This window comes from Spirosoma pollinicola, assembly GCF_002831565.1.
GTDB lineage: Bacteria > Bacteroidota > Bacteroidia > Cytophagales > Spirosomataceae > Spirosoma > Spirosoma pollinicola.
Window position 1 is genome coordinate 7,749,199 of record NZ_CP025096.1, and the last position, 23,061, is coordinate 7,772,259.

A 23,061-nucleotide genomic window follows, 5' to 3' on the forward strand; every position below is an offset into this window, starting at 1 on the left:
GTTTGGTAAGTAGCTATAGGGTTTAATTACTTTTTACTGTGTGCTTGCTTTGTTCGGTTCTAAGTCAACCATCAATCCGTTATGCTTTACCACATTAAAATCAACGATTATTCAAACACACCTAAGTACCAACAGATTTACAATTCTATTGTGGAAGGTATTGAGAACCGGGATATTCTGCCGGGTGCCAAGCTTCCTTCCATCCACGAACTTTGTGCAGAATTTGATGTATCCAAAGGCACGATCGAGCGAGCCTACGAACTCCTGAAAGAGAAAGAGATTATTGGGGGCGTTAAGGGAAAAGGATTTTATATCAACTACACGCCCACAGGAAACAACTTAAAAATACTCCTGCTATTCAACAAGTTAAGCGCCCACAAGAAAATCATCTACGACTCTTTTGTTGAACTCCTGGGGCCAGGTGTCGCCATTGATTTTTTTATTTATAACAATGACTTCCGGCTCTTCCGGGACCTAATTCACCGCCAGGCCAGCAACCATACGCATTATGTTATTATCGGTCATTTTTTTGAGGGTGGGGAAAAAGCTGACGAATTGATCAACAACCTGCCCAAGCACAAGCTGGTAATTCTGGATAAGCTGCTGGAAGGAATTACGGGCAAATACGGAGCCGTTTTTCAAAATTTTGAACGAGACCTTTATCAGGCACTGACCGATGCGCTCCCACTGCTTAGAAAATATTCTACCTTGTGTATGTTATTCCCGTCATATAGCTACCACCCGAAAGCCATTCTGAACGGATTCTACAATTTCTGCTACGAGCATGGGTTCAAAACGCGGGTTATCAATACCGTTGAAGATGAAGTCATTCAACCACAACATGCCTACATCAATCTGATGGAAGAGGACTTGGTGGAGTTAATCAAGCGCATAAAAAAGACGCCTTATATTGTTGGTCAGGAGGTAGGTATTCTTTCCTACAATGACACGCCCCTGAAAGAGTTTTTACTGGACGGTATTACGGTAATTTCGACCGATTTCGCCCAGATGGGCCGCACGGCAGCCCGCCTTGTTCTGAACGCCAGTGTAGAACATATAGAAAACCCATTCAACCTTATCGTAAGAAAGTCGCTTTAACGGTTGACATTCCCGATTTACATTAGAGTCAGTTACCTGCTGCGCTTTGCTGGGTAGCTTACCTGTGTTTTATCATGCCTCTAACCATTTCCCTCCTTGGCATTCTGGCCCTGATTGCGCTTATCTCGCTGGTTCGGATTCACGCTTTTCTCGCTTTTCTAGCGGTTTCGCTGGGTGTTGGGCTGGCTTTGGGATTAAAACCACTGGCTCTTCTGGATGCCATTCAGAAAGGCATAGGCGGTACGCTCGGCTCCATCACGGCTATAATAGCCCTAGGAGCGATGTTGGGCAAACTGGTGGCACAAAGTGGTGCTGCCCAACGAATTGCCGTCAGTATCATGTCGCTAGTAGGCACAAAACACGCTCGCTGGGCCTTTCTGGTGACGGGCTTTATTGTGGGTTTACCGCTCTTTTATTCCGTTGGGTTTATGCTGCTGGCTCCACTGGTTATTACAGTTGCCTATCGGTATAAGTTGCCCGCTTTATACATTGGCCTGCCCATGCTGGCGTCCTTGTCCGTCACGCAGGGCTACCTCCCGCCCCACCCGGCTCCGCTGGCAATTCTCAAACAATTCAACGCCGACATGGGCCTGACGCTCTTTTATGGCATCATCGTTTCAATTCCTGCCATTCTCGTCTCGGGTGCTTTGTTTGGTTCTACCGTAAAACGTTACACTACCTTACCAAACCCCGCCTTCATCGCCCCCGACCTGCCCAACGACCAGATGCCCTCTACGCTCGTGAGTTTCCTGACTGTTTTGCTTCCTATTTTATTGATTGGTTTTAGTACGCTGGCCAGCCCATTGTTGCCAGCCGGTTCGGTTAGTCAGCAAGTACTGCTCTTTGTGGGTGAACCCGTGGTGAGTATGTTCTTTGCGGTATTGGTGGCGTCGGTAACGCTGGGCATCTGGCGGGGTAAGTCCATGTCGACTGTAACCGCTATGCTCGGCGAATCCATCAAAGATGTAGCCCTGCTTTTTCTGATTTTTGGCGGGGCGGGGGCCTTGAAACAAGTACTGACAGATGGTGGGGTGAACCAAGCCGTTGCCGATCTGATGCGCGACTCCACATTGCATCCTTACATACTCGCCTGGGGCATGGCGGCCCTCATTCGCGTCTGTGTAGGCTCCTCGACCGTATCAGGAATAACCACCGCCGGATTTGTTAGTCCTCTGCTCGCTTCGTCGGGGGTAGAGCCGAATCTGATGGTGCTCAGTATCGGAGCCGGTAGTATGATGTTCTCGCACGTTAACGACACAGGTTTCTGGCTGTTTCGGGAGTATTTCCAACTTTCGATGGTCGATACGTTAAAGACGTGGTCCATTATGGAAACGCTGGTTTCGGTAAGTGGCCTCGCCGGTGTGATGGCGTTGAACTGGCTATTGGGCTAGTAATCAAACATTACTTTTTGCCGATTACTTATTACTATTTCCTTGAACGGTCGTAAATTTAAGCTTCCAATAACTCAATATATCATTGGAAAGCTCAACGACACCTTATTTGTATACGACAGATGCTGCCCTTTGGGATGATTTCCTAAGCGGCAGTAAACAGGCGTATGCTTATTTGTACCGTACCTACTCCCCTACGCTCTATAACTACGGCTACAAAATTGCCCAGAATCGGGAGCTGACCGAAGATTGCCTGCAAGACCTGTTCCTGACCATTCTGGAAACCCGCGAGCGACTGGGCCGTACCGATTCCATCAAGTTTTATCTCATGCGCTCGCTCCGGCGGGAAATTGTTCGGAAGCTTACCAGCGAGCAGCGATTCGATCATGATGCCGATCACCTCGACTTCGCCATTGAGTTTTATTACGAACCTACCTGGCTCGACCGGCAGATTTCGCTGGAGCAATCGACGCTCTTGCTGTATGAGTTGAACAACCTCCCTGCCCGCCAGAAAGAAGCCCTGTTCCTGAAGTATTTCGACAACCTTAGTTACGAAGAAATAGCCGGCATTATGGGTATCGAGCAGACATCCGTTTACAAAATCGTTTACAAAGCCATCGCGTCCCTTCAAAAACGCATACCCACCAACACCGTTTTTCTCCTTTTGGCATTCATCCGATAAATAGTAGTAAAAAAGTAGGGATAGCGAGGGATAATCTGACGAATAAAGCTCTTTGTTGAGTATACGACAGCCGGTTTCCGTACATGAATACGCCTTTACCCGATTATAGTCAATACTTCCTCAATGAGTTTGTGCTTGATGACTCGTTCCGCCAGTGGGTGCTTCAACCCGATGAGAAGAGTATGACCTTCTGGCACGGCTTTATGCTTCGGCACCCTGAAAAACAGGCTGTTGTCGATGAAGCCGCTTCGTTATTGCTTCACCTGAACGTCCGCTTTAACGACTTGACCAGTGCCAGTCAGGAACGTATCTGGCAGGTGCTTGACCAAGCCTTTGACGAGCAACTAGCCGAAAAAACAAGCGTTCGGCCACTGGCTGGCTGGCAGCATTTTATGGGACAACGGTCCGGTTTTGGCTGGCAGTTAGCAGCTTCCATAACGGGCTTTCTGCTGATAGTCGGTGGCCTGATGTACTATAAGTTGCTTCCTAAAGAACAGCGGATTCATACGGCTTTCGGCGAAAACAAGACGGTTACTCTGCCCGATGGGTCGACGGTGCTCCTGAATGGCAATACTACCCTCACCTACACCGATGGCTGGACCGACGACAAATCGCGCGAGGTCTGGCTTGATGGCGAAGGCTTTTTTACCGTCACCAAAAAGAAGCATTTGGGTAGCCGCATCAAATTCGTGACGCATACGTCCGGGCTGGATATTACGGTGCTGGGCACACAGTTTAATGTGAACACACGCCGGGGCAGCACGGCGGTAACACTGGTAGAAGGCAAGGTCCAGTTGTCCAAACCCGACGAACCAGAAGGCCGGATAATTGAGATGAAGCCCGGTCAGTTTGCCGCTACGAAACCAACCGTCGAAGCGGTCGAGATTCGGGATGAGAAACCAGACGTACACACGTCGTGGGTCGAGCATCAATTTATTTTCGACAATACAGCCCTAAGCGATATTGCGCAGCAACTTCAGGACACCTACGGGCTGAAACTTGTCTTTGAAGACGCCGACCTAGCCAACCGACGCTTTACCGGCAACCTCTCGAACCAGAGCATCGAAACGCTACTGGCTACCCTTTCGCTCACATTCGACCTGACGGCCTACCGTACTGGTGACCGTATCAGTTTACGACATAATCCCTGATTTAGTCAACAACAACTCCCTAGTTCTCCTCGTATGAAAAACCAGTATATTCTCCTTTCTATGCTTCTGGGCGGGGTCTACACTATGCCGCAACCCAGCGTTGCGCAGGTATTGACCCGCGCTCAACCAGCCTACGAAAGCACTGCCAGTAGGCAGCAATCCTCCGCCAACGCATTGGATGGTCAGCGCAATCGCCGGAGTCGTTCGCTCAAAAAAGCCCTGTCAGAACTCGAACGACGATTCAACATCAATTTTGCCTATGATGAACAGCTCGTTACCGGCCGGCAGACCGACGCCGAGCTGGACGGTCTCTCGCTCGAACAGGCGCTAAACCAGCTGATCGAATCGCAGGGGCTGCGCTACCGAAAAGTGAACGACAAGCTATTTGCCATTCAGTCGGCACCCGCAAAAAAGGTTGGGCTGGCCTTCCCTACCGAAGGCACCGCTCCCGCTCTGGCAACGGTCAGCAACGCACTGCCCGATCTGACTGAAGCACCACAGGTCAAACGCATCACGGGGCAGGTCACGGACGAAACCAACCAGGGTCTTCCCGGTGCCAACATCATCGAGAAAGGCACCACAACCGGCGCAACGACCGATGCCAACGGTAACTTTGTCCTGAATGTAAGCGATGCCGCCACTACGCTTACCGTGTCCAGTGTAGGGTATGCCAGTCAGGACGTAACGATTGGCAATAACTCCGTCGTGAATGTGAAGCTTGTGCCCGACGACCGAACGCTCAACGAGGTTGTTGTTATTGGTTATCAGACTGTTCGGAAGCGGGACGTAACCGGGGCCAATGATGTGATCAGCTCTACGCAGGCCAATAAAGTAACGGCCAACTCACTGGCGGAGTCCATTCAGGGCTTGTCGCCGGGGGTTACGGTACGCAACACGGGCGTGCCGGGGCAACAGGCATCGATCCAGATTCGCGGAGTCGCCAGCTTCCTCAATACGGACCCGCTCTACATTATCGACGGCATGATTGCCGATGCCAACCCAACCATCAACAACGACGATATTGAGTCCATTCAGGTACTGAAAGATGCATCGGCAGCCGCAATTTACGGGTCGCGGGCGGCCAACGGCGTGGTTATTATCACCACAAAACAGGGCAAAGAAGGTCCTATTCGGGTGTCGTTTTCGGGCAAATACGGTATTCAGCAAGTGTATAAACGATGGGATGTGATGGACGCCACAAACTTTGCGGCTACCCAGCGCACCCAGTACCAGAACGCCGGGCAAACACCCCCATCCAGCGTAGCAACAGGCACCTTCAACCCAAACATCAACACCAACTGGCAGGATCAGGTGCTGCAAACGGGCAATCTACAAGACTACAACCTGACGCTGTCGGGCGGAACGAAAACGGGTACGTACCTGATCTCGGGTAGCTATTTCAGCAACAAAGGGTATGTCATCGGTAGTGGCTTCGACCGGGCCAGTTTGCGTATTAACACGAAGAGCCAGCTAGGTCGGTTCACCTTCGGCGAAAATGCGCTGCTGACCAACTCGAATATCCAGAATTTTCCGGCAGGAAACCCTATCTACGACATGGCCGGTATGCTCCCCGTTATTCCCGTTCAGGACCCCAGCTATATCGACGCGGGCAATCCGGGCGGCTACGGTATTGGCCGAAATCCTGACGCAGTCACGTATGCCTTCAACCCCGTGGCGGTTCGTAATCTGGCCAGCAACAAGAGCAATTTCGCCAAGTTAGTGGGCAACGCCTATCTCGACGTGAAACTGACGGACTGGTTAACCTACCGCGCCAACGCGGGGCTGGAAGTGAGTTTCGACTACACCCAAAATCTGCGCCGGATTGGTACCTACCAATATAGTGCTTCGCCAGTTGCCAGTTCGGTTGGCGAAGACCGGTCGCGTTACCTGAGTATGTTGTTCGAGCACACATTAAACTTCAACAAAGCGTTCGGGCTACACAGCATCAACGGCGTAGTGGGCATCAGCCAGCAGACGACCCGGCGCGATATTACATCGGGCTCGCGCACTAATCTTGGCTTTGCCGGTGGTCAGTATTTCAACACGATAAATGCTGCCACGGGCATTTCCAACTCGGCGGGGGGCACACCCGACGATTACCGGATTCTGGGGTACATTGGCCGGGTCAACTACACCTATAACGACAAATACCTGCTAACGCTAACGGGCCGGGTCGATCAGGATTCCCGATTTGGGGCCAACTACCGGACGGGTTTCTTTCCATCCATAGCCGGAGCCTGGCGCATCAGTCAGGAGAAGTTTTTCCATGTCGACTGGATTTCTGATCTAAAGCTGAATGCCTCGTATGGTAAGCTGGGTATTGTGGTACCTACGCTGGGCTCATTTCCCTATACAGCATTCATCAACAACAATCCGAGAGCCATTTTCGGGATCGACCAAACAGCGAACGTAGGCGCCTATCAGGCCCAGTTAGCCAACCCGGATTTACGTTGGGAAGAGCGGATTCAACAGAACTACGGCGTATCGGCCTCGTTCCTGAGAAACCGTATTACGACGGAAATCAACGTTTATAACTCCCTCTCGAACGACGCCATCCTAAACCTGGCTGTGCCGGGCTATCTGGGTAACCTGCGGGGAAACCCCTACGTGAATACGGCCTCCATTCGCAACCGGGGCGTTGAGTTTTCGGCGACGTATCGCAACAATGAACATGCCGTCAAGTGGGATGTTTCGGGGAACTTTACGACCATCAAGAATCGGGTCGAAAACGTAGGTAATCAGGGCCAGAACATCAACTATATCCAGAGTGGCAACACGCGCTCGCAGGTTGGGCAGGCTGTCGGTCAGTGGTATGTGCTGAAAACGGCAGGTCTTTTCCAGAACCAAGAAGAGATCAACAATTACAAAGGAACCAACGGGAACCTCATTCAGCCGAATGCCAAACCGGGCGATATCAAATACGTAGACACCAACGGCGACGGGCAGATCACGCAGAATGACGACCGCCAGTTTGTGGGTTCGCCCTGGCCTAAATTGCAGGCAGGTGCTCAGGCCAATGCATCGTACGGACAGTTCTCGCTCAACGTGCAGTTGACAGGTGTATTTGGCTATACGGTGTACAACGATGTACGGCGCGGACTGGACAGCTACCAGCTCACTAACTTCCGCAACGACATCAGTCCGTGGACAACAACAAACACGAACACGAGCGACCCTCGCTTAGGATTAGAAGCTGGCGATCAGGGTATTATCTCGAATAATTTCGCCTACACCGACCGCTGGCTTGAGAATGCCTCTTACGTTCGTGTGCGCAACGTAGAGATTGGCTACACGCTGCCTAAGACGCTACTTAGTACCCTTAAAATTCGTAATGCCCGCGTATATGTGAGTGGACAAAATCTGTTTACGATCACGCAATACACCGGACTCGACCCCGACGTTACGGGCGCGAATATTCAGGAACGTGGCGTCGATAACGGCCACTGGCCTTCCCCACGCGTCGTATCCGTAGGCGTCAACTGTGATTTCTAATTACAAATTATTCTGGAAAGACTTGTTATGAAGCATACTAATGGAGTAACCACTCTTTCGTTCTTTCACTCTTTCGCTCTTTCATAAAGATGAAAAATAGATTCATTTCGCTAACCATTGCCGCAGCGATGTCCCTCGCTGGCTGTGAGCGTAGCCTTGATATTGTGAACCCCAACCAGGTAACGACGGAGTCGTTCTGGAAAACGTCCGACGATGCGCTGGCGGGGGTCAACGCCGTATACAGCACCATGCACCGGGGCGGCATCTCGCGCTGGATGCCGTTCTACTACATCATCCGGTCGGATGAAGGACGTAGTCAAAGCCCGGCGACCGATATTGTCAATAACATGGATCAGTTCCTGGTAACGGATTACAATTATGGCAATGCTTATGCCGTTTGGAACGACAATTACATCGGCATCAACCGGGCGAATCAGGTTGTCGCAAACGTTCCAAACATTCAGATGGATGCTACGCTGAAAGGGCGGTATCTGGGCGAAGCCAAGTTCCTGCGGGCCATGTACTATTTCCATCTGGTTACGCTCTGGGGCAACGTGCCGCTCGTTCTACAACCATCCGTCGTGGGCGATAAACCAAATTCAGCAACCACGGCGCAGGTATGGGCGCAGATCGAGAAAGACCTGACCGAGGCTGCAACGACCCTGCCAACCACCTACGGCAACACCGATCTGGGCCGGGCGACCAAAGGAGCCGCATACGCTTTGCTGGCGAGGGCTCAAATGCAGCAACAGAAATATACTGAAGCCCTCACGCCCCTGCAATGGCTGGCGGATGGCGAGGGTAAAGGCGTCTACTCGCTGATGCCCAACTACCGCGACAACTTTCTGATTACGACTGAAAATAACAAAGAATCCGTCTTTGAGTGGCAATTCCAGATAAACACCGCCGAAAACACCGACGATGATACCGAAACACCGAACCAGAACTACGGCACTTCGCTGGCACAGTTTTTCGGCCCTCCGGGTATTGGCTGGTCGGATGGCGAAGCACAACACTGGCCCACCCGTGAGTTCACAGAGAAAACAACGGCTGGCGCCCGCGACCCGCGTCTGGAAGCATCATACCTCTTTGATTCAACCGACATGCGCGGCCCCGATTTTACCCAGATTTACGGCCAGACGTTCACCCAGCGATACGGCAAGGATAATAAACGGGTGTGGTTCCGGAAGTTCCAGAATGATCACTGGAAAAATGAAGAAGGTTACCGGTCGCCCAACAACTGGCGGTATATACGCTACGCCGATGTGCTGCTGATGTACGCCGAAGCGCTCAATGCAACCGGCAAAACAACACAGGCTTATGCCTATGTCGATCAGGTGCGCCGACGGGCCGGATTACCTACGCTGACGGTTGCCAAACCGGGACTTACGCAGGCGCAGTTTCTGACTCAGTTGAAACACGAGCGATTGCTGGAACTATCGGGCGAAGGCCACCGCTGGAATGACCTCGCCCGTTGGGGTGACCTCGGCCCGCAACTGGCAACGCGTGATGCGGCTTTCTCTACCTTTGTAAAAGGCAAAAGTGAGTTATTGCCCATTCCTCAACTGGATCGAGACTTGAACCCGAACCTGACACAAAACCCGAATTATTGATTTTTTAGTCACAGAGATGCACCAAGACACACGGAGATACACAGAGATTTAAATGATTTTTTCTCTGTGTATCTCCGTGTGTCTTGGTGCATCTCTGTGGCGAAAGTGGCAAAAAACCATCTCAACGATGAAGCATTACCTCTTTATACTCCTGGCGATTGTTATAGCCTGCAAATCGTCGGACAAACCAACCCCCGCCCCTACGCCCCCCGTCACGACGGTAGACACGGTTGGAAAATTTCAAAACCCATTGCTGACAGCCGCCCCCGACCCCTGGGTGACGTATAAAGATGGATTTTACTACGTGATGCACACTACGGGAAATAACCTGCGCATCTACAAAACATCAGCCATGAGCCGCCTGAATTCAGCTCGGCCTGTAACGGTCTGGACACCGCCCGCAACAGGGCCGAACTCCCGCGACATCTGGGCACCCGAACTCCACTTTGTTAACAGCAAGTGGTACATCTACTACGCAGCCGACAACAACGGGAACGATGCTACCCACCGCATGTTCGTCCTCGAAAACGAATCGGCCGACCCAACGCAGGGCACATGGGTCGACCGGGGCCAGCTTGGCCTACCCGAAAACAAATGGGCCATTGACGGCACATTACTTCAGCAGAATGGACAGTTGTATTTTGCCTGGTCGGGATGGGAAACGGATCTGGGCGGGTCGCAGTACATCTACATTTGTCAACTAACAAACCCCTATACAGTTAGCAGCACAACCCGTGTTAAGGTATCCTCGCCCGATTATGCCTGGGAGAAAAACGGCTTTGGGGTTAATGAAGGCCCGGAGTTTCTGGTGCATAACAACAAAGTCTTTCTGATCTATTCGGCCAGTTTCTGCGGCACCGACTTGTATGCGCTAGGTCAACTCACTACCGATGCCAGCGCGGATCTGCTTAACCCGGCATCCTGGACGAAATCAGCCACGCCCGTTTTTGGCCCTAATGCCGGAAACGGTACATTTGGCATTGGGCACAACAGCTTTTTCACCACCCCCGACGGTAAAGAAAACTGGCTCGTCTACCACGCCAATGCCGCGTCGGGACAGGGTTGTGGCGATAATCGCTCCATCCGCATGCAGCCTTTTACGTGGAAAGCCGACGGCTCTCCCGATTTTGGGATTCCAGCACCAATAACGCAGTGGATTAAGCGGCCAAGTGGCGAGTAAACCGGAACGACTACCCCACCCCAACCCCTGCCCCTTGAAAAAAGGGGAGGGGCTAAAAAAAGAGCAACCCATTACCGAGCCCCTCCCCTTTTTTCAAGGGGCAGGGGTTGGGGTGGGGTAGCAGCGACCGTGGGGCGAAATGCCGAAAAATTTACAATGATCGACGTTAGGCTACACGTTCCGCCACATGAACGGCAACTTCAGCCGTATATCTCCGCTGGAAATAAATGAACGACCCGATCACCAGCACGCCATATACCACCGACAAAATATAGGCGCCATCCATGAAGAACTCCCGGTAGCTGATGTTTGCATGGCCAAAATTCTTGTACAGCAACACCCCAACGCTACCCAGATAGCCATACCAGTCAGCCAGCGTGACCATGAACCCAACGGTGCTTACGTATTGGAAAGAGGCAATCAGCCGCTCGAAATAGAGTCCATTGCAGGGTACATAGGCCATATATAGACCCAGACCTGTCAATAGAAACCAGTTGCCTGCGGATAGTGCGCCTGTCGAGTACGCATAGGTGCTCAGACCGACCAGCGCCCCACCCGCCAGCATGAGCCCGTTGAGTAAGGCAAACGCCCGAAAGTTCTGGGTGACCCGCTGAAGCAACGCCATCACAACCAGAATACCAAGCGCAACCAGCGTTTCGGTTTTGGCGAAAATCCCGGGGTTTTCAACGCCCGCATCTTTCAGGATTTCGGGGCCGAAGTTATCGCGAAAATCCCGGAAGGCAGATAGAAATACGTACGATGCAATGAGCAGAACAAGACCCGGTCGGAAGTTGCGCACAAACGCCCGACGTTCAGCACCATCCATAGGTTTGCGCTCGGTACGCAGGGCGCGGTCTTCAGCGGTGGGGGGCGGCAAAAGCGTTAAGGCATACACCGAAATTAACATTGGTACGACAAACAGCATACCTGTCACAAACGGAAGCCAGAATTCCGATACGCCCCAATCGGCCCGAATGGTCAGCGCTACCGTTTTCACAAAACCCGAGGCAAAAATAAAGGAAGCGGTCAGGCCAGCGACCAGCCCATCGGTTTGCTTACGTCCTTCCAAAAAGCCAATCATCGTGCCGTAGACCATGCCCAATGGCAGGCCATTCAGAAACAGAAAGATAATATTATAAGGTGCCGGAACCAGCGCAAAACCAAGCAGTGCCAGCAGGGCAAAGCCAACAAAAAACAGCAAACTTACGGCCCGTCGTCCCGGCGACATTTCCGAAACAACTTTCACGCCAATCCCTTTCGACACGGCATAGCCGAACACCTGAGCCGTCACGAGCCATATTTTGTAGCTAATCCCGGCGAACGCCATCCCCTCGAAGGTTACCGCCGTGATACCTTTGCGAAAGGCATACATGCAGGCGTAGGTGCAAAAGGCGGCTGTGGCCCCAAAGAGCATGAACGCCGTTGGATTACGTAGAAAAGCGGGAGATTTCACGAATAGCTTGCGTTTAGGTTGCTGATGAAGGAATTTTTGCTGGTATCACATAGGATTCACAAGAACGCAAGATAAAACAAAATCGGCCTTGCTGGCCAAAAGAATGACTGGCCAGCAAGTAGTGCCGACCGTCCCGGTCGGGTGTATATGACGTTACTGGTGTCACACCCGACCGGGACGGTCGGCACTACAATTAATACTCGCCATTCTGCTGGCGGTAATGTTCGGCACGTTGGTCGGCGCGGTCGTCCATTTCGGGGCCTTTCTGAATTTTCCGCCAGTCGAAGACTTTTTTGTAGGGTTTCATAGCCGCTTTCGGATCAAATACCCGAACATCGGGAAGTACCGCATTGTAGGGTTTGAAATCGGGTTTATCAGTAAAGAAATCCTGTAAAAGAGAGGCCGTCTGGTCGTACTGGTTGACGTACGGAACACCGAGGATGTTGTACATCGTTTTCAGGATAGAACCGAAGTTGGCGTGGGTATGCGACACATAACCACGCTTGACATACGGCCCGGCCATCAGCAATACCGATCGGTGCGCATCGATGTGGTCGACGCCCCCCTGCGGGTCATCTTCGGTAATAATGACGAGCATGTCTTTCCAGTATTTGGTACGCGACAGAAAATGCAGTACCCGGCCAACCGCCAGATCGTTATCGGCCATGTACGAGTGCAGATACGGATAAGCGAAATCCGGACGAGGACCAGCACCGTGGTCGTTGGGAATCTGCATCGTCACAAATTGCGGCATTTTCTCTTTTCCCTTTATCCATTTGGCGGTAAATTCCCGCTCAAACTGCTCCATCCGGTACTGGTCGGGCACATTGGTATTGTAACCCGCGAAGTCGCGGGAGGTGTGCGGATACACAGCTTTCGGCATGGGAAATACCACCGATTGGGCCGCCCCAAACTGAGTCGTTGTCCACTCTTCTACATTCCCGGCAAACTCATTGACCTGCCCGAAATTGTAGAGCGAAACCTTGTTCCGCTCGAAGGCTTCCCAGAGCCCGCCAAATTCATTATAATCTTCGGGGTCAATGGCGCCCGACGCCTTGGGAAACCGACGCCCCGGTGCTTTTGAATCCATATCGAAGCGGCCCGCCGAGGCTGCATTGGCCTCAACCCACTCATTGGGAATCGTGCCCAGCATCCAGTGGTGACCGTGAATACTAGCGTCAGAATCGCAGTAGAAATTATCGGAAAAAGCGAACTGCCGGGCCACCCGTAAGTGGTTGGGCATAACGTCGGCATTAATAACGCGCACGCTATCTATCGCCTTATCCGTTGTTCGGCCACTGGTCCCACGACTGGTCGAAATCCGGGTTTTAATGGTCACTCCCTCGCCAAACCGCGCTAGTGTCGAATCGCCATTGGCATTCCCGAGTTGACCCAGTACTTCATCGTAGGTCCGGTTTTCTTTGGTAATGTAGACAATGTGTTTTATGGGTGATTGGCGGGTTTTGGGCAATACCGGCAGTGGGTTCCGACCATCGTCGGTGAGGATAACGGTTTCGTAGGTGTTCGCCAAAACCTGCTTTGTGTAGGTTGCCAACTGAGCCGCATCCGGGACGGGAACAGCCTGAAACGTGCCAAGCTGAATATCTCCGATATACGTTCCCTGCGGTGGTTTTACGAACGTAGCTCCCCCGTTTGGTCCCGCCCCGTGTCCCCGCGCTGATACAACGTAAACGGTCTTTTCATCGGGCGACAATGCCACACGAGTCGGCCCCCAGCCTGTTGGAATGAGTCCGGTAACTTTACGTGTTTGAACATTTACAACAGCCACCGCATTGAGCGCCAGCAAGGCAACATACAGCGTTTTCTGATCTTTGGTAAGCGCCATTCCAAAAGGCATCAGGCCCCGGTAGCGGTCCAGTTTCGGGTCAACTTTGAGCGAAATAGTGCCCACCAGTCGTTTGGCCGACCGGCTGGCGGGTTTATAATCCAGAATGGAAATGTTGTCGTTTGTGGCATTCGACACATAAGCGTACCGGCTTCCCACAACTACCGAGTTGGGCGATGAACCACCCACCACTTCGGCTTCTTCGATCATTTCGCCGATTTGCACCCCCGTCTTGGCCTTGTAAACAACTTTGTTTGTCCCTAAATCCACCGTCCAGACGCTCATGGCTTCGTCGGCCAACGGGCTGCCCAGTCCCGGAATCCGTCGCCCTTCCACCTCAACCCCTTCGGCAGACTCTTTGGTATGCGCGGCATAAGGTGGAAATTTTAGTGCCATTGTATCGCCGTTGGTTTTGGTTACGCCCGGCACCTTAGGGTAGGCATACAAACCGACATTGGCCACAAAAGCCAGTTTGCGGTCGGGGCTGATGGCGAGGCCGAAAGGCTGACGGCCGGTAGGAATCGAAGCCGTGATGCGCTTTGTCGCCAGGTCGATGCGTACCATCCGAAAATTGGCTCGATCGAGCGCAAGGAGTTCGTTGCCGTTCAGCAATAAGTCCGACGTAAAGCTGTCGGTGTAGCCATTGCCATCGAGGTTAATGCTGTCGATGGTTCGAAGTTTTCCCGTATCGAAAATAAGTACCCGTCCTTTGTCGCCATTGCTCAGGTAAGCGGTGTGATTATCAGTGGCGAATGCCACACCCAGAAACGAACCGGCTTTCAACGCAGGCGGAATTTCACCGGCATAATCAGGAATGCGGGTAGCCTTTAAGTCAGCTAAATTAAAGACCGTTAGTATGCCATCGTGCAGGGCAACTGCTCGTTGTCCATTGGGCGAGATCGCCAGTCCAAAGGGGTCATTGGCAATCCGAATCGTTTGACCTGCCGGTGTTACGTATCGGCCACTTGGCAGCACAGACTTTCCGTTAACGTCTATTTTGCAAAACTCAGTCCTTCCCGGCACCTGTACCGTTGTGTATGTTTTTGCCTTGGCGAGTACCGCAGGGGTTCGGACGGATTGAGCCGAGACATAAACAGATACCAGAAGAAGTGTAAAAACGGAAAGGTACTTCATATCAAGATTGATGAACAAAATGAAAGGTGATTGGCGATTTTGTACAACGGAGTACCACTCCGTTGTACAAAATCGTAGCCACACGGGGCCGTACAGCACACAACCCTAATCAACCCGATTGGCAGTGCGTTCGACGATGGACATGTAATAATTTATATCCGGCGTTGGCAAGCCGGGGATTTTTGCCTGTTCATCCCAGGTCCGCATTAACAAAATACCCTTGAAATAGGGATTCGTTTCAAATGATAATGCCTCTGCCGCTGTCATCGGCCCACCCTGAAATTCCAGCGTTTTTAAGCTCGCTTCCGACAATCGGGCGAAATAAGCAGGGTTCTTAAAGACCAGATACCGCTTGGCATTCACGTGATTTTCAATCAATTGTGCTACCTTCTCCGAGAACCCCCGCTCCCGTAGGTAATCGGCCGCCAGGCGTTCGTGGTCGACGGTACCGTAGCCATCCATATAGCCCATTGTGGAGCCGCCAACTACCATATCGGGCGGCATCAGGTGGCCAATGTCATGCAGGAAAGCGGCCACGATGGTGTCGTCATCGGCACCCGCTTCTTCGGCTAGTTGGGCGCATTGGAGGGCGTGTTCGAGTTGTGTAATCGGCTCACCGAAATAGGCGTCGTCACCGCCCTGAGCAAAGAGATTGGCAATAGCTTGCATCTGTAGTACCGGGCGTCCCGCCCGGGAGGATATTTGGTAGTGAAAGAATGATCCACTTCTGTCGCCAGTAAGTGCCAGGCAAACAGGCTTAACGGCCGGACGGGACGTCCGGCACTACATGTAGGATAAATACGTTCGTTCCAGACTTCCGTCGTCGTACAAGTCGATGAGGGCATACCCGGCTTTCGTTTGCTGGTAAACATCACTCTTCCACCAGTTACCGCTAACGGCTCCATTGCAAAGGTAGGTAACGCCGTTATAATCAACCCGGTCGAGCAAATGCATGTGACCGCTCAGCGCTGCTTTTACGTTAGGGTACTGATAGAACAACTTCAGTAGGTCGGGGGTGTTGGCAAGTACCAGGCCAGCCGATATGTTCCACATACCTTCTTTTACGTTCGTCTCACTGAAAAAACCCGTCGGGCTGAAGATCGGTATGTGCGACAGAACCAGAATGGGTGTTTTCGGATTGGTTTTGGCCAGATCAGCTTTCAGCCAATCCATTTGCCCGGTATCAATGTAACCCGTATACCACTTGCCATCGGGTTTGGGCTGCACACTATCGAGGATGATAAAGTGCCAGCCATTTTTATCGAAGCTCCGGTAACGGCCACTTATCTGCATCTGGTCAATGGCCCATTTTTTCCCATACTGCAAATCGCTCTTGGCGTTTTCGAATCCCCAGATGTCGTGGTTACCAATGCAATACTCGATGGGCAGAGAATTGTCGGCTTTAACGAGTTTATTCCAGGCGTCCCATTGCTGCTGTACTTTCTGGCGGTCTGCTGCCAGCGCGTCCATGATCACATCCCCACCATGCAGGATAAACGATGGTTTGTCGGCCTGATTCTGCGCATGATGAAAGCATTTGGCGATACTATCGATGGGCTTGACTTCGGGTGTAATGTGTGTATCGCCGAGGTAAGCGAAACGGACGGAACGTTTGCGGGCCAGATTGGGCGCAATCGCTGTTTCAGTAGCGATTGCGGGCAATAAAGCCGCTGATTTGAGGAGGGTTCTGCGGTTCATACGTTCAGGAAAAAGACCTATAAGGTTTTTTATACCCTTATAGGTCTGATTAATCGTTCAACAGCCAGACGGAACGCCCGGTACTACGAATTTACTGTAAAACCCACATGGTGGCGTTTATATCATCATTGCCACCATACTGGCTGGTGAGGGCGGCTTTCAGGTTCACTTCGTTGGTTGTCCGCTCGCTTTGTGGGTATAACCAGCGTTTCGGAATCCGCGCACTATTGCTTGTTCCTACGCCCGTCAGGAAAGTTGGAACACCTGTCCGGCGTTGGTTATAAAATGCTTCCATGCCCGAATTCTGGAAGAACGCGATGTATTTCTGTGTTAAAATCTGACTCAGCCCCGTAGCATTATTTCCCGCATACTTTACCGATGCCTGCGCTAAATAATCAGCAAAGCTCACGTTAACAGTGTAGTTATCGAAGTTAAAAATACCCCCATCCCGCGAGAACGTTACGGTATTAGCTCCATCTTTCAGGCCGTAAAATTCCATTGATGCGGCAATACCTTTCTGGTAATAAGAAGCTGCGTCGCCCGTAGCCCAACCCCGGTTGATTCCCTCAGCAATGTTGAACATCAGTTCAGGATAGCCGATGATAAACACAGGTTCGCCCACGTAGGATGTGTAATAATGCTTCCGGTTCTGGAAAGAATACTCCCCTTTCAGCACTTTGGTGGCCATATCCTGCAAATCTTCTCCCGACGAAGCACCGACGAAAGCAGCAAAATCAGTTGGTTTCAGACCTGCGGCAATCTTCGCTGAAGCAGGTTCGGCAACGACGAAAAGGCGCGGATCCTTACGCTCTACCAATAAATCCACGTACGTTTTGGCCATATTTTCACGAGTAGCATTCTGACCAAAATTATCCTGATTGCGCGGGTATTTACTCTGGGTACTGTTGTGAATAAACTGCAGGTTATCACTCATACCCGTTGGCAGTGGGTACTTGGTCGAATTGCCAACCATCTCGGCAAATTTCTGCTTAATGGCAAGATCGGTATCCCCTTCTTTCTTACTCAGGCTGATCAGCACACGAATCCGGTAGGCATTCACTGTTTTCTGCCACTGCCGCAGATTGTTATTAAAGTAAAAATCGCCCGCCAGTGTGTTGTCACCTTTCGTGATGATAGCCGCCAGATCAGTGTTGGCATCGTCCAGCCATTTCAGTGTCTGGGCATAAACGGCCTTCTGCGAATCGTATTTCGGCGTTAGGTTAGCCAAATCTTTCAGCGCATCGGTGAGCGGAATATCGCCCACGCGCCGGGTCATGTTTTCGTAGAAATACGCCCGAAAGAACTTGCCCAACGCGGAGTATGGGTTTACATCGGCAGCACCAGCCCGCTTGGCTTCCTGCTCCATTTTCACCACATCTTTCAGTGTGAAAAAATTCAGGCTCGTGGTTGTCCAGTTATACTCGTTGGTTGCGTAATAATCATAATTACTGGCATAAAACTGGTTGTACCGCTGTTCTGCGCCCCAGGGAGTATTGGTAACGCCCGAAAAACCGGATGGGCTGTTACCACTATTGTACATATCGTTCAGAATGCCCTTCAGCACGAGTGAAGCTGGCGCATTCACTGGCCTGTTGGGGTCTTTTTCGAGTTCATCGAATGACTTTTCGCAACTGGTTAACAGTAACGTAATTGTCAGTATAGGGAGAATAAATTTGTTCAGTTTCATGATGTAAAGAATGTATAATACAGAATGGACAATGAATAATGATTCGTCATCACATTATCCATTTTGCATTGTTCATTAGTTAAAAAGTCAGATTCAGGTTAAAACCATACCGCCGTGTCGTTGGTGTTTGCAGATCCGAACGACCACCGCTTGTAAACTGGTCGATGTCGATGTCTTTCTTCTCGGCAAAGTAGAGCAGATTCCGGGCAACGAATGAAACCGACGCCTGTTTGACACCCAACCGACTAATGAATGTTTGTGGCAGAGAATAGCCCAGCACAACTTCGCGGAGTTTGACAAACGAACGGCTAATCATATTTCCGCCATCAAATCCGTAGCGCCGGGCAATGTAATCCTGTAAAAAAGCCTTCGTTGTATTTGGCTGAAATTGCAGCTCAGCGTAGTTTGTCACGAACCCATCTGAATTGTAGTTGATGCTGGCGCCGTTACTCACCTGAACACCTTCGCCCAGGTACGATTTAATGCCTTTCGTGTCATTAATACGGGCCACGCCCATATCGCCCTGAACGGTGTTGATGATCCGGCCACCAGCATATGATTTTTGCTGGATGTAGTCAGAAATAACCCCTCCAACACGACCATCGACCTGGAAACTGAACGTCAGGTTTTTGTAGCTAAAGCGGTTGTTCAGGCCAAATACCCAATCTGGATTGATATTGCCTACATATTGGGCAACGGTTGTCCGGATGGGTCTTCCACCCGCATCATTGATAATCTGCCCATCGGGGGCGCGCACAAACGTCGACGTGTAGTACTTATCCGTACGGTCGCCTACTTTAAAGAAGGTGTTCAGCGCCGTTACGCCCGGATAGAAATCTTTGTATACCTCTTTATAGGTCGACCAGTTCGCCAGAACATCCCAGTTGAGACCGTTGGTGCTACGCAGCACCTTACCTGTCAGGGACAGTTCAATCCCTTTTTTCTGGGTTTTGATACCGTTTACCAGCGCCGATGAGTAGCCGGTCGTTTCAGAAATTGGGAGGTTGAAAATACGTGGACCATCGTCGCTGATGTAATAAGCCGCATCGAAAGCAAGGCGGTTATTCAGGAAACGCACATCCAGACCAACCTCTGTTTGGGAGGTGCTGTTCGGTTTGATGTTCGGGTTATTGAGGGCGTTGGTGAAATAAGCCGTTGGGGTGTTGCCAACCGTGTAGGGCGTAGCATACACGGCCGCGTTCTGATACGTTGGCCCATCATACGACGACGCATACTGCTGTCCATAACCCACCGGGAACGACGGCACACCAATGGTCGATTGGGTAAGACCGTCTTTCACATTGGCATACGACGCCCGGAATTTCAGGAACGAGATAGCCTGGGGCAACCGCAGGTAGTCAGACAATACCGTACTGAGCGCTACCGAAGGATAGAAGAACGTATTGTTTCCTTTTGGCAGAGTCGAGAGCTTATCCATCCGGCCCGTTGTCGATACTGTCAGGAAGTCTTTCAGCGTAAAGTCAGCCGAGTAATAGGCCGACAACACGCGCATATCCGAGTTGAAGTTCGACGCAATAACCGGGTTGAGCGAGTTAGCGAAGTTGTATACGCCCGGCACGTTCAGGTAGTTGGTCGACGTGTAGTTTGAGTTGTAGTTATATACGCGAAGGTTACCCCCGGCAATAGCGTTTATATTCAGGAGCGGGCTTACCCGTTTATCATACTTTAACAACAAATCAGTGTTGTTGTCGAGCAGGTTCCGGCGGTCTTCGCGGTAGTCGCCTTTTGTTTCTTCACGTCCGTAGGAGGTGGCAGAATACGGAAACTTCTCCGTCCGAAGCAGGTTCCAGGTCGATACCTGCGTACGCAGTGAAAGATCGAGCCCGGTGGCAATGTTGTATTTAAGCGATGTCTGCCCAACAATATCAGTTTTATAATGCCCCCGCAACCACTCTTTCGCCACAAACCAGGGGTTGTTATAGCGTTGGTACTCAGCGTAAATCTGCTGCGTACCTTCTTTACCCGGCTGCCAGTAATTTTTGAGCTGATCGACGTCCCAGTCGGCACCACCCCAGATTACTATGTTATAAATCATAGAGTTCGGGCCGTAATCGACGTCGGGAATATTGGGCGTATACTGCCGGTTTACCTGCACATCGCCTTCAAAGCGAAGCCGGTTCGAGAAATTATAACCCGTCGATACTTTAAAGGTCGTGCTGTTCAGCTTGGTGTTGGGCACCAGACCGCGCTGGTAGTTGTGCGATACCGAAAAACGAAGGTCATATTTTTCGCCCGACGACGATACCGATATGTTGTTGGTAGAGAGAAGGCCCGGCTGCAGAAACCGCTTGAGGTTGTCTTTACCACGCGCCACCCAGGGCGTACCGGTCCGTTTGCCCGTTACGGGATCAACAGGACTGTCGTATTGCGGAATCAGCTGGCCTTCGAAGCGTGGGCCCCAGATGTCATAGTCACCATCGTTTTTGCCGCCCCCTTTGCCATCCACGAATTCATACACACCGTGGTCGCCGGGGCCATACTCGTCCTGTACTTTAGGAATGGCGAGAAAGCCGTTATCGACCATCTGGCTTGTGTTCACATCAACAGCGAATCCGCGTTTGTCTTTCGTACCGCGCTTGGTGGTGATCAGGATAGCCCCGTTCTTGCCCCGGAAACCATATAACGCCGACGCCGACGCGCCTTTCAGGACGGAGTAGGTTTCGATGTCATCGGCGCTGATATTCCAGGTATCGGAGTTGATAGGCACCCCATCGACCACAAACAGAACATCGGTATTACCACGCAGAACAATATTTGGCCGACGCAGAAGCTCAGACGATGCACCAATAGTCAAACCGGATACTTTACCAACCAGCGAGTTTATCGCATTTGGTTCGCGGGCTTTAAGTAGTTGAGCACCGTCGACAGACTGAATCGAAACGCCCGTTTGCCGAATATCTTTTTTAATACCGAGCGCCGTTACCACCACTTCGGTCAGTGTCCGGTCACCGGCCACCATCGTTACATCCAGTTTAGTACGGTTTGCTACGGCAATTTCTTGGGTGGCATAGCCGATAAACGAGAATGTCAGGGTGCTGGACGATTGTACATTGATCGAGTATGTACCATCAGCGCGCGACGTGGTACCGGCATTGGTTCCTTTCACAACGATCGAAACGCCGGGTAGTGGCTGGTTATCATCACCCGATGTTATCCGTCCGCTGATGGTTTGTGCCAGGGCGGACAGGCTAGTCAGCAGACAAAATAAAAACGCCATGCTCAATCGGTGATAGTCGCGAATTGCGTTCTTCCGTTGGCATAGCGTTGAAGTTAGTAAACAGAGCTTCATACGTGTGACAGGTTAGTTTTCTTAAGTAATTTTCCGCAAAAGTATTGTTTTGATATTGGCTTAATATTAAGTATATATTACCAGTATATAAACAAAAAAGCAGAATATATATTCTGCTTTAATATTGAAATGCCAAATATTTTCATCTGGAAAAATGTTCAGAGCTTCATGCCAGTCGTTGTTGAATGCTGTTTTCAGCGTAGCCAGCCCCAGAACTCATTCCTTTACCACCTATACCTGTCACAATATGAATGTTATCGTCTATTGAGTATTCGAAGATTTCGTCTTTCGTCTGGCTGTAAAAACCCGCCCATGTTTTTTTGATGGTTAACGGAAAGTTAACAATACGCCGAGCTTCGGCCAGCATAAGGTCGTTGATGTAATCCTGTGTATGGTAGCCCAGATCTTCGGCCTGCGTAGCCTCGGCGTATTCATGTGAATCGCCAACGATAATGGACCCATCGGTAGCTTGTTTGAAGAGGATATGAATACCCCATTTTTTGAGTTCGGCCAGATGTTCAGGCGTGTTGGCGGTTATTCGTTCGTAAGAAGGACATTCCTGAAACGATTCGTACCGCCGAATGGTCAATCCTGTCAGGATATTGCCGGGCAAGTCAAGGCCCGCGACCGGCTCGGCCAGCAACATTTGCAATTTACTAACCACCAGACCCGCCTTAGCCAGTACATCAGGGAACAGCAACCGCACCTCGTGGCCACTGCAAATGATCACCTTCTCTGCCCGAAACTGCTGCCGATTACTCAGCGTTACCGTAGCCCCGCCAGCGTTTGACTCGGCGTCGATCACTACCGAACCGGGCCGATAATCAACGGTGTACTTCTGTTGCACGAAGGCAATGAGCTGATGAATCATCTGCTCCGGCTCAACACTCATTTCCTGCGGAAAGAAAATACCTCCCACTACATAATCAGGCTTCAGGGTTGGGTATTTGGCCAGACACTGCGCCTTGGACAATAGCTCGCTGGTGTAGGCTATTTGCTGATAACGATCATGAAGCTCATTGGCCAGCGCCCATTCATCGGCATCGGACGCAATATATATAGTCCCGTTTTGCCGTACGCTTATGTCCGTTTCCTGCTGAATGTCGCGGTATATTTCCAGACTCCGCCGACCATATTCGAACCAGCGCCCCGCCAGACCCGAGGGCACGGCCTGCCCAAAATTACGAACAGTTGCCCCAATGGGATAACGGTCTTTTTCGAGGAGTAGTACTCGTTTTCCGGCTTTGGCGGCATGGTAGGCATGGAACGTGCCAAGCGCCCCGGCACCAATGATAATCAGATCGTAAGAAAGCATAGTCAAGAATG

14 protein-coding genes are annotated in these 23,061 nt (G+C 51.2%); 7 read left to right on the plus strand and 7 right to left on the minus strand.

The window, feature by feature from the left end:
- The first annotated feature begins 81 nt into the window (after positions 1–81).
- The 7 genes from CWM47_RS32805 to CWM47_RS32835 all read left to right on the plus strand — a co-directional run bounded on the left by CWM47_RS32805 (position 82) and on the right by CWM47_RS32835 (position 10,607).
- Positions 82–1,098: a GntR family transcriptional regulator gene (locus tag CWM47_RS32805; protein WP_100992758.1), complete on the plus strand. Its 1,017-nt coding sequence runs from the start codon at positions 82–84 to the stop codon at positions 1,096–1,098.
- 74 nt (positions 1,099–1,172) lie between these two features.
- A complete protein-coding gene (locus CWM47_RS32810; protein ID WP_100992759.1) occupies positions 1,173–2,489 on the plus strand; it encodes a gluconate:H+ symporter in 1,317 nt (438 codons plus the stop codon).
- Between the two features lie 85 nt (positions 2,490–2,574).
- The gene (locus CWM47_RS32815) at positions 2,575–3,171 is read left to right on the plus strand and encodes an RNA polymerase sigma factor (protein ID WP_100992760.1); all 597 of its coding nucleotides are present in this window, start codon (positions 2,575–2,577) and stop codon (positions 3,169–3,171) included.
- A gap of 83 nt (positions 3,172–3,254) precedes the next feature.
- Positions 3,255–4,322 (plus strand): FecR family protein, encoded by a 1,068-nt coding sequence (locus CWM47_RS32820; RefSeq protein WP_100992761.1) that lies wholly within the window; start codon positions 3,255–3,257, stop codon positions 4,320–4,322.
- Between the two features lie 33 nt (positions 4,323–4,355).
- Complete coding sequence (locus CWM47_RS32825) at positions 4,356–7,814, plus strand: SusC/RagA family TonB-linked outer membrane protein (RefSeq protein ID WP_100992762.1); 3,459 nt, start codon at positions 4,356–4,358, stop codon at positions 7,812–7,814.
- An 89-nt stretch (positions 7,815–7,903) separates the two neighbouring features.
- Positions 7,904–9,427, plus strand: coding sequence for a RagB/SusD family nutrient uptake outer membrane protein (locus CWM47_RS32830; protein WP_100992763.1), 1,524 nt, complete (start codon positions 7,904–7,906; stop codon positions 9,425–9,427).
- A 127-nt stretch (positions 9,428–9,554) separates the two neighbouring features.
- Complete coding sequence (locus tag CWM47_RS32835) at positions 9,555–10,607, plus strand: glycoside hydrolase family 43 protein (protein ID WP_100992764.1); 1,053 nt, start codon at positions 9,555–9,557, stop codon at positions 10,605–10,607.
- 166 nt (positions 10,608–10,773) lie between these two features.
- Here the strand turns inward: CWM47_RS32835 and CWM47_RS32840 are convergent, their stop codons facing one another.
- The 7 genes from CWM47_RS32840 to CWM47_RS32870 all read right to left on the minus strand — a co-directional run bounded on the left by CWM47_RS32840 (position 10,774) and on the right by CWM47_RS32870 (position 23,050).
- A complete protein-coding gene (locus CWM47_RS32840) occupies positions 10,774–12,060 on the minus strand; it encodes a DUF5690 family protein (RefSeq protein ID WP_100992765.1) in 1,287 nt (428 codons plus the stop codon).
- Between the two features lie 193 nt (positions 12,061–12,253).
- Entirely contained in the window at positions 12,254–15,040 is a 2,787-nt protein-coding gene (locus CWM47_RS32845) for a bifunctional YncE family protein/alkaline phosphatase family protein (RefSeq protein WP_100992766.1), read from the minus strand.
- Positions 15,041–15,145: 105 nt separating this feature from the next.
- Positions 15,146–15,709, minus strand: a complete 564-nt coding sequence (locus CWM47_RS32850) for an HD domain-containing protein (protein WP_100992767.1) — start codon at positions 15,707–15,709, stop codon at positions 15,146–15,148.
- 114 nt (positions 15,710–15,823) lie between these two features.
- Entirely contained in the window at positions 15,824–16,738 is a 915-nt protein-coding gene (locus tag CWM47_RS32855; RefSeq protein WP_100992768.1) for a metallophosphoesterase family protein, read from the minus strand.
- Positions 16,739–16,829: 91 nt separating this feature from the next.
- Positions 16,830–18,425 carry a SusD/RagB family nutrient-binding outer membrane lipoprotein gene (locus CWM47_RS32860; protein WP_100992769.1) on the minus strand — a complete coding sequence of 532 codons (1,596 nt, stop codon included), beginning with the start codon at positions 18,423–18,425 and terminating at the stop codon, positions 16,830–16,832.
- A 79-nt stretch (positions 18,426–18,504) separates the two neighbouring features.
- On the minus strand, positions 18,505–21,663 hold the full coding sequence (locus CWM47_RS32865; protein ID WP_100994153.1) for a SusC/RagA family TonB-linked outer membrane protein: 3,159 nt from the start codon (positions 21,661–21,663) through the stop codon (positions 18,505–18,507).
- A 238-nt stretch (positions 21,664–21,901) separates the two neighbouring features.
- Positions 21,902–23,050 carry a TIGR03364 family FAD-dependent oxidoreductase gene (locus CWM47_RS32870; RefSeq protein ID WP_100992770.1) on the minus strand — a complete coding sequence of 383 codons (1,149 nt, stop codon included), beginning with the start codon at positions 23,048–23,050 and terminating at the stop codon, positions 21,902–21,904.
- Positions 23,051–23,061 lie beyond the last annotated feature (11 nt).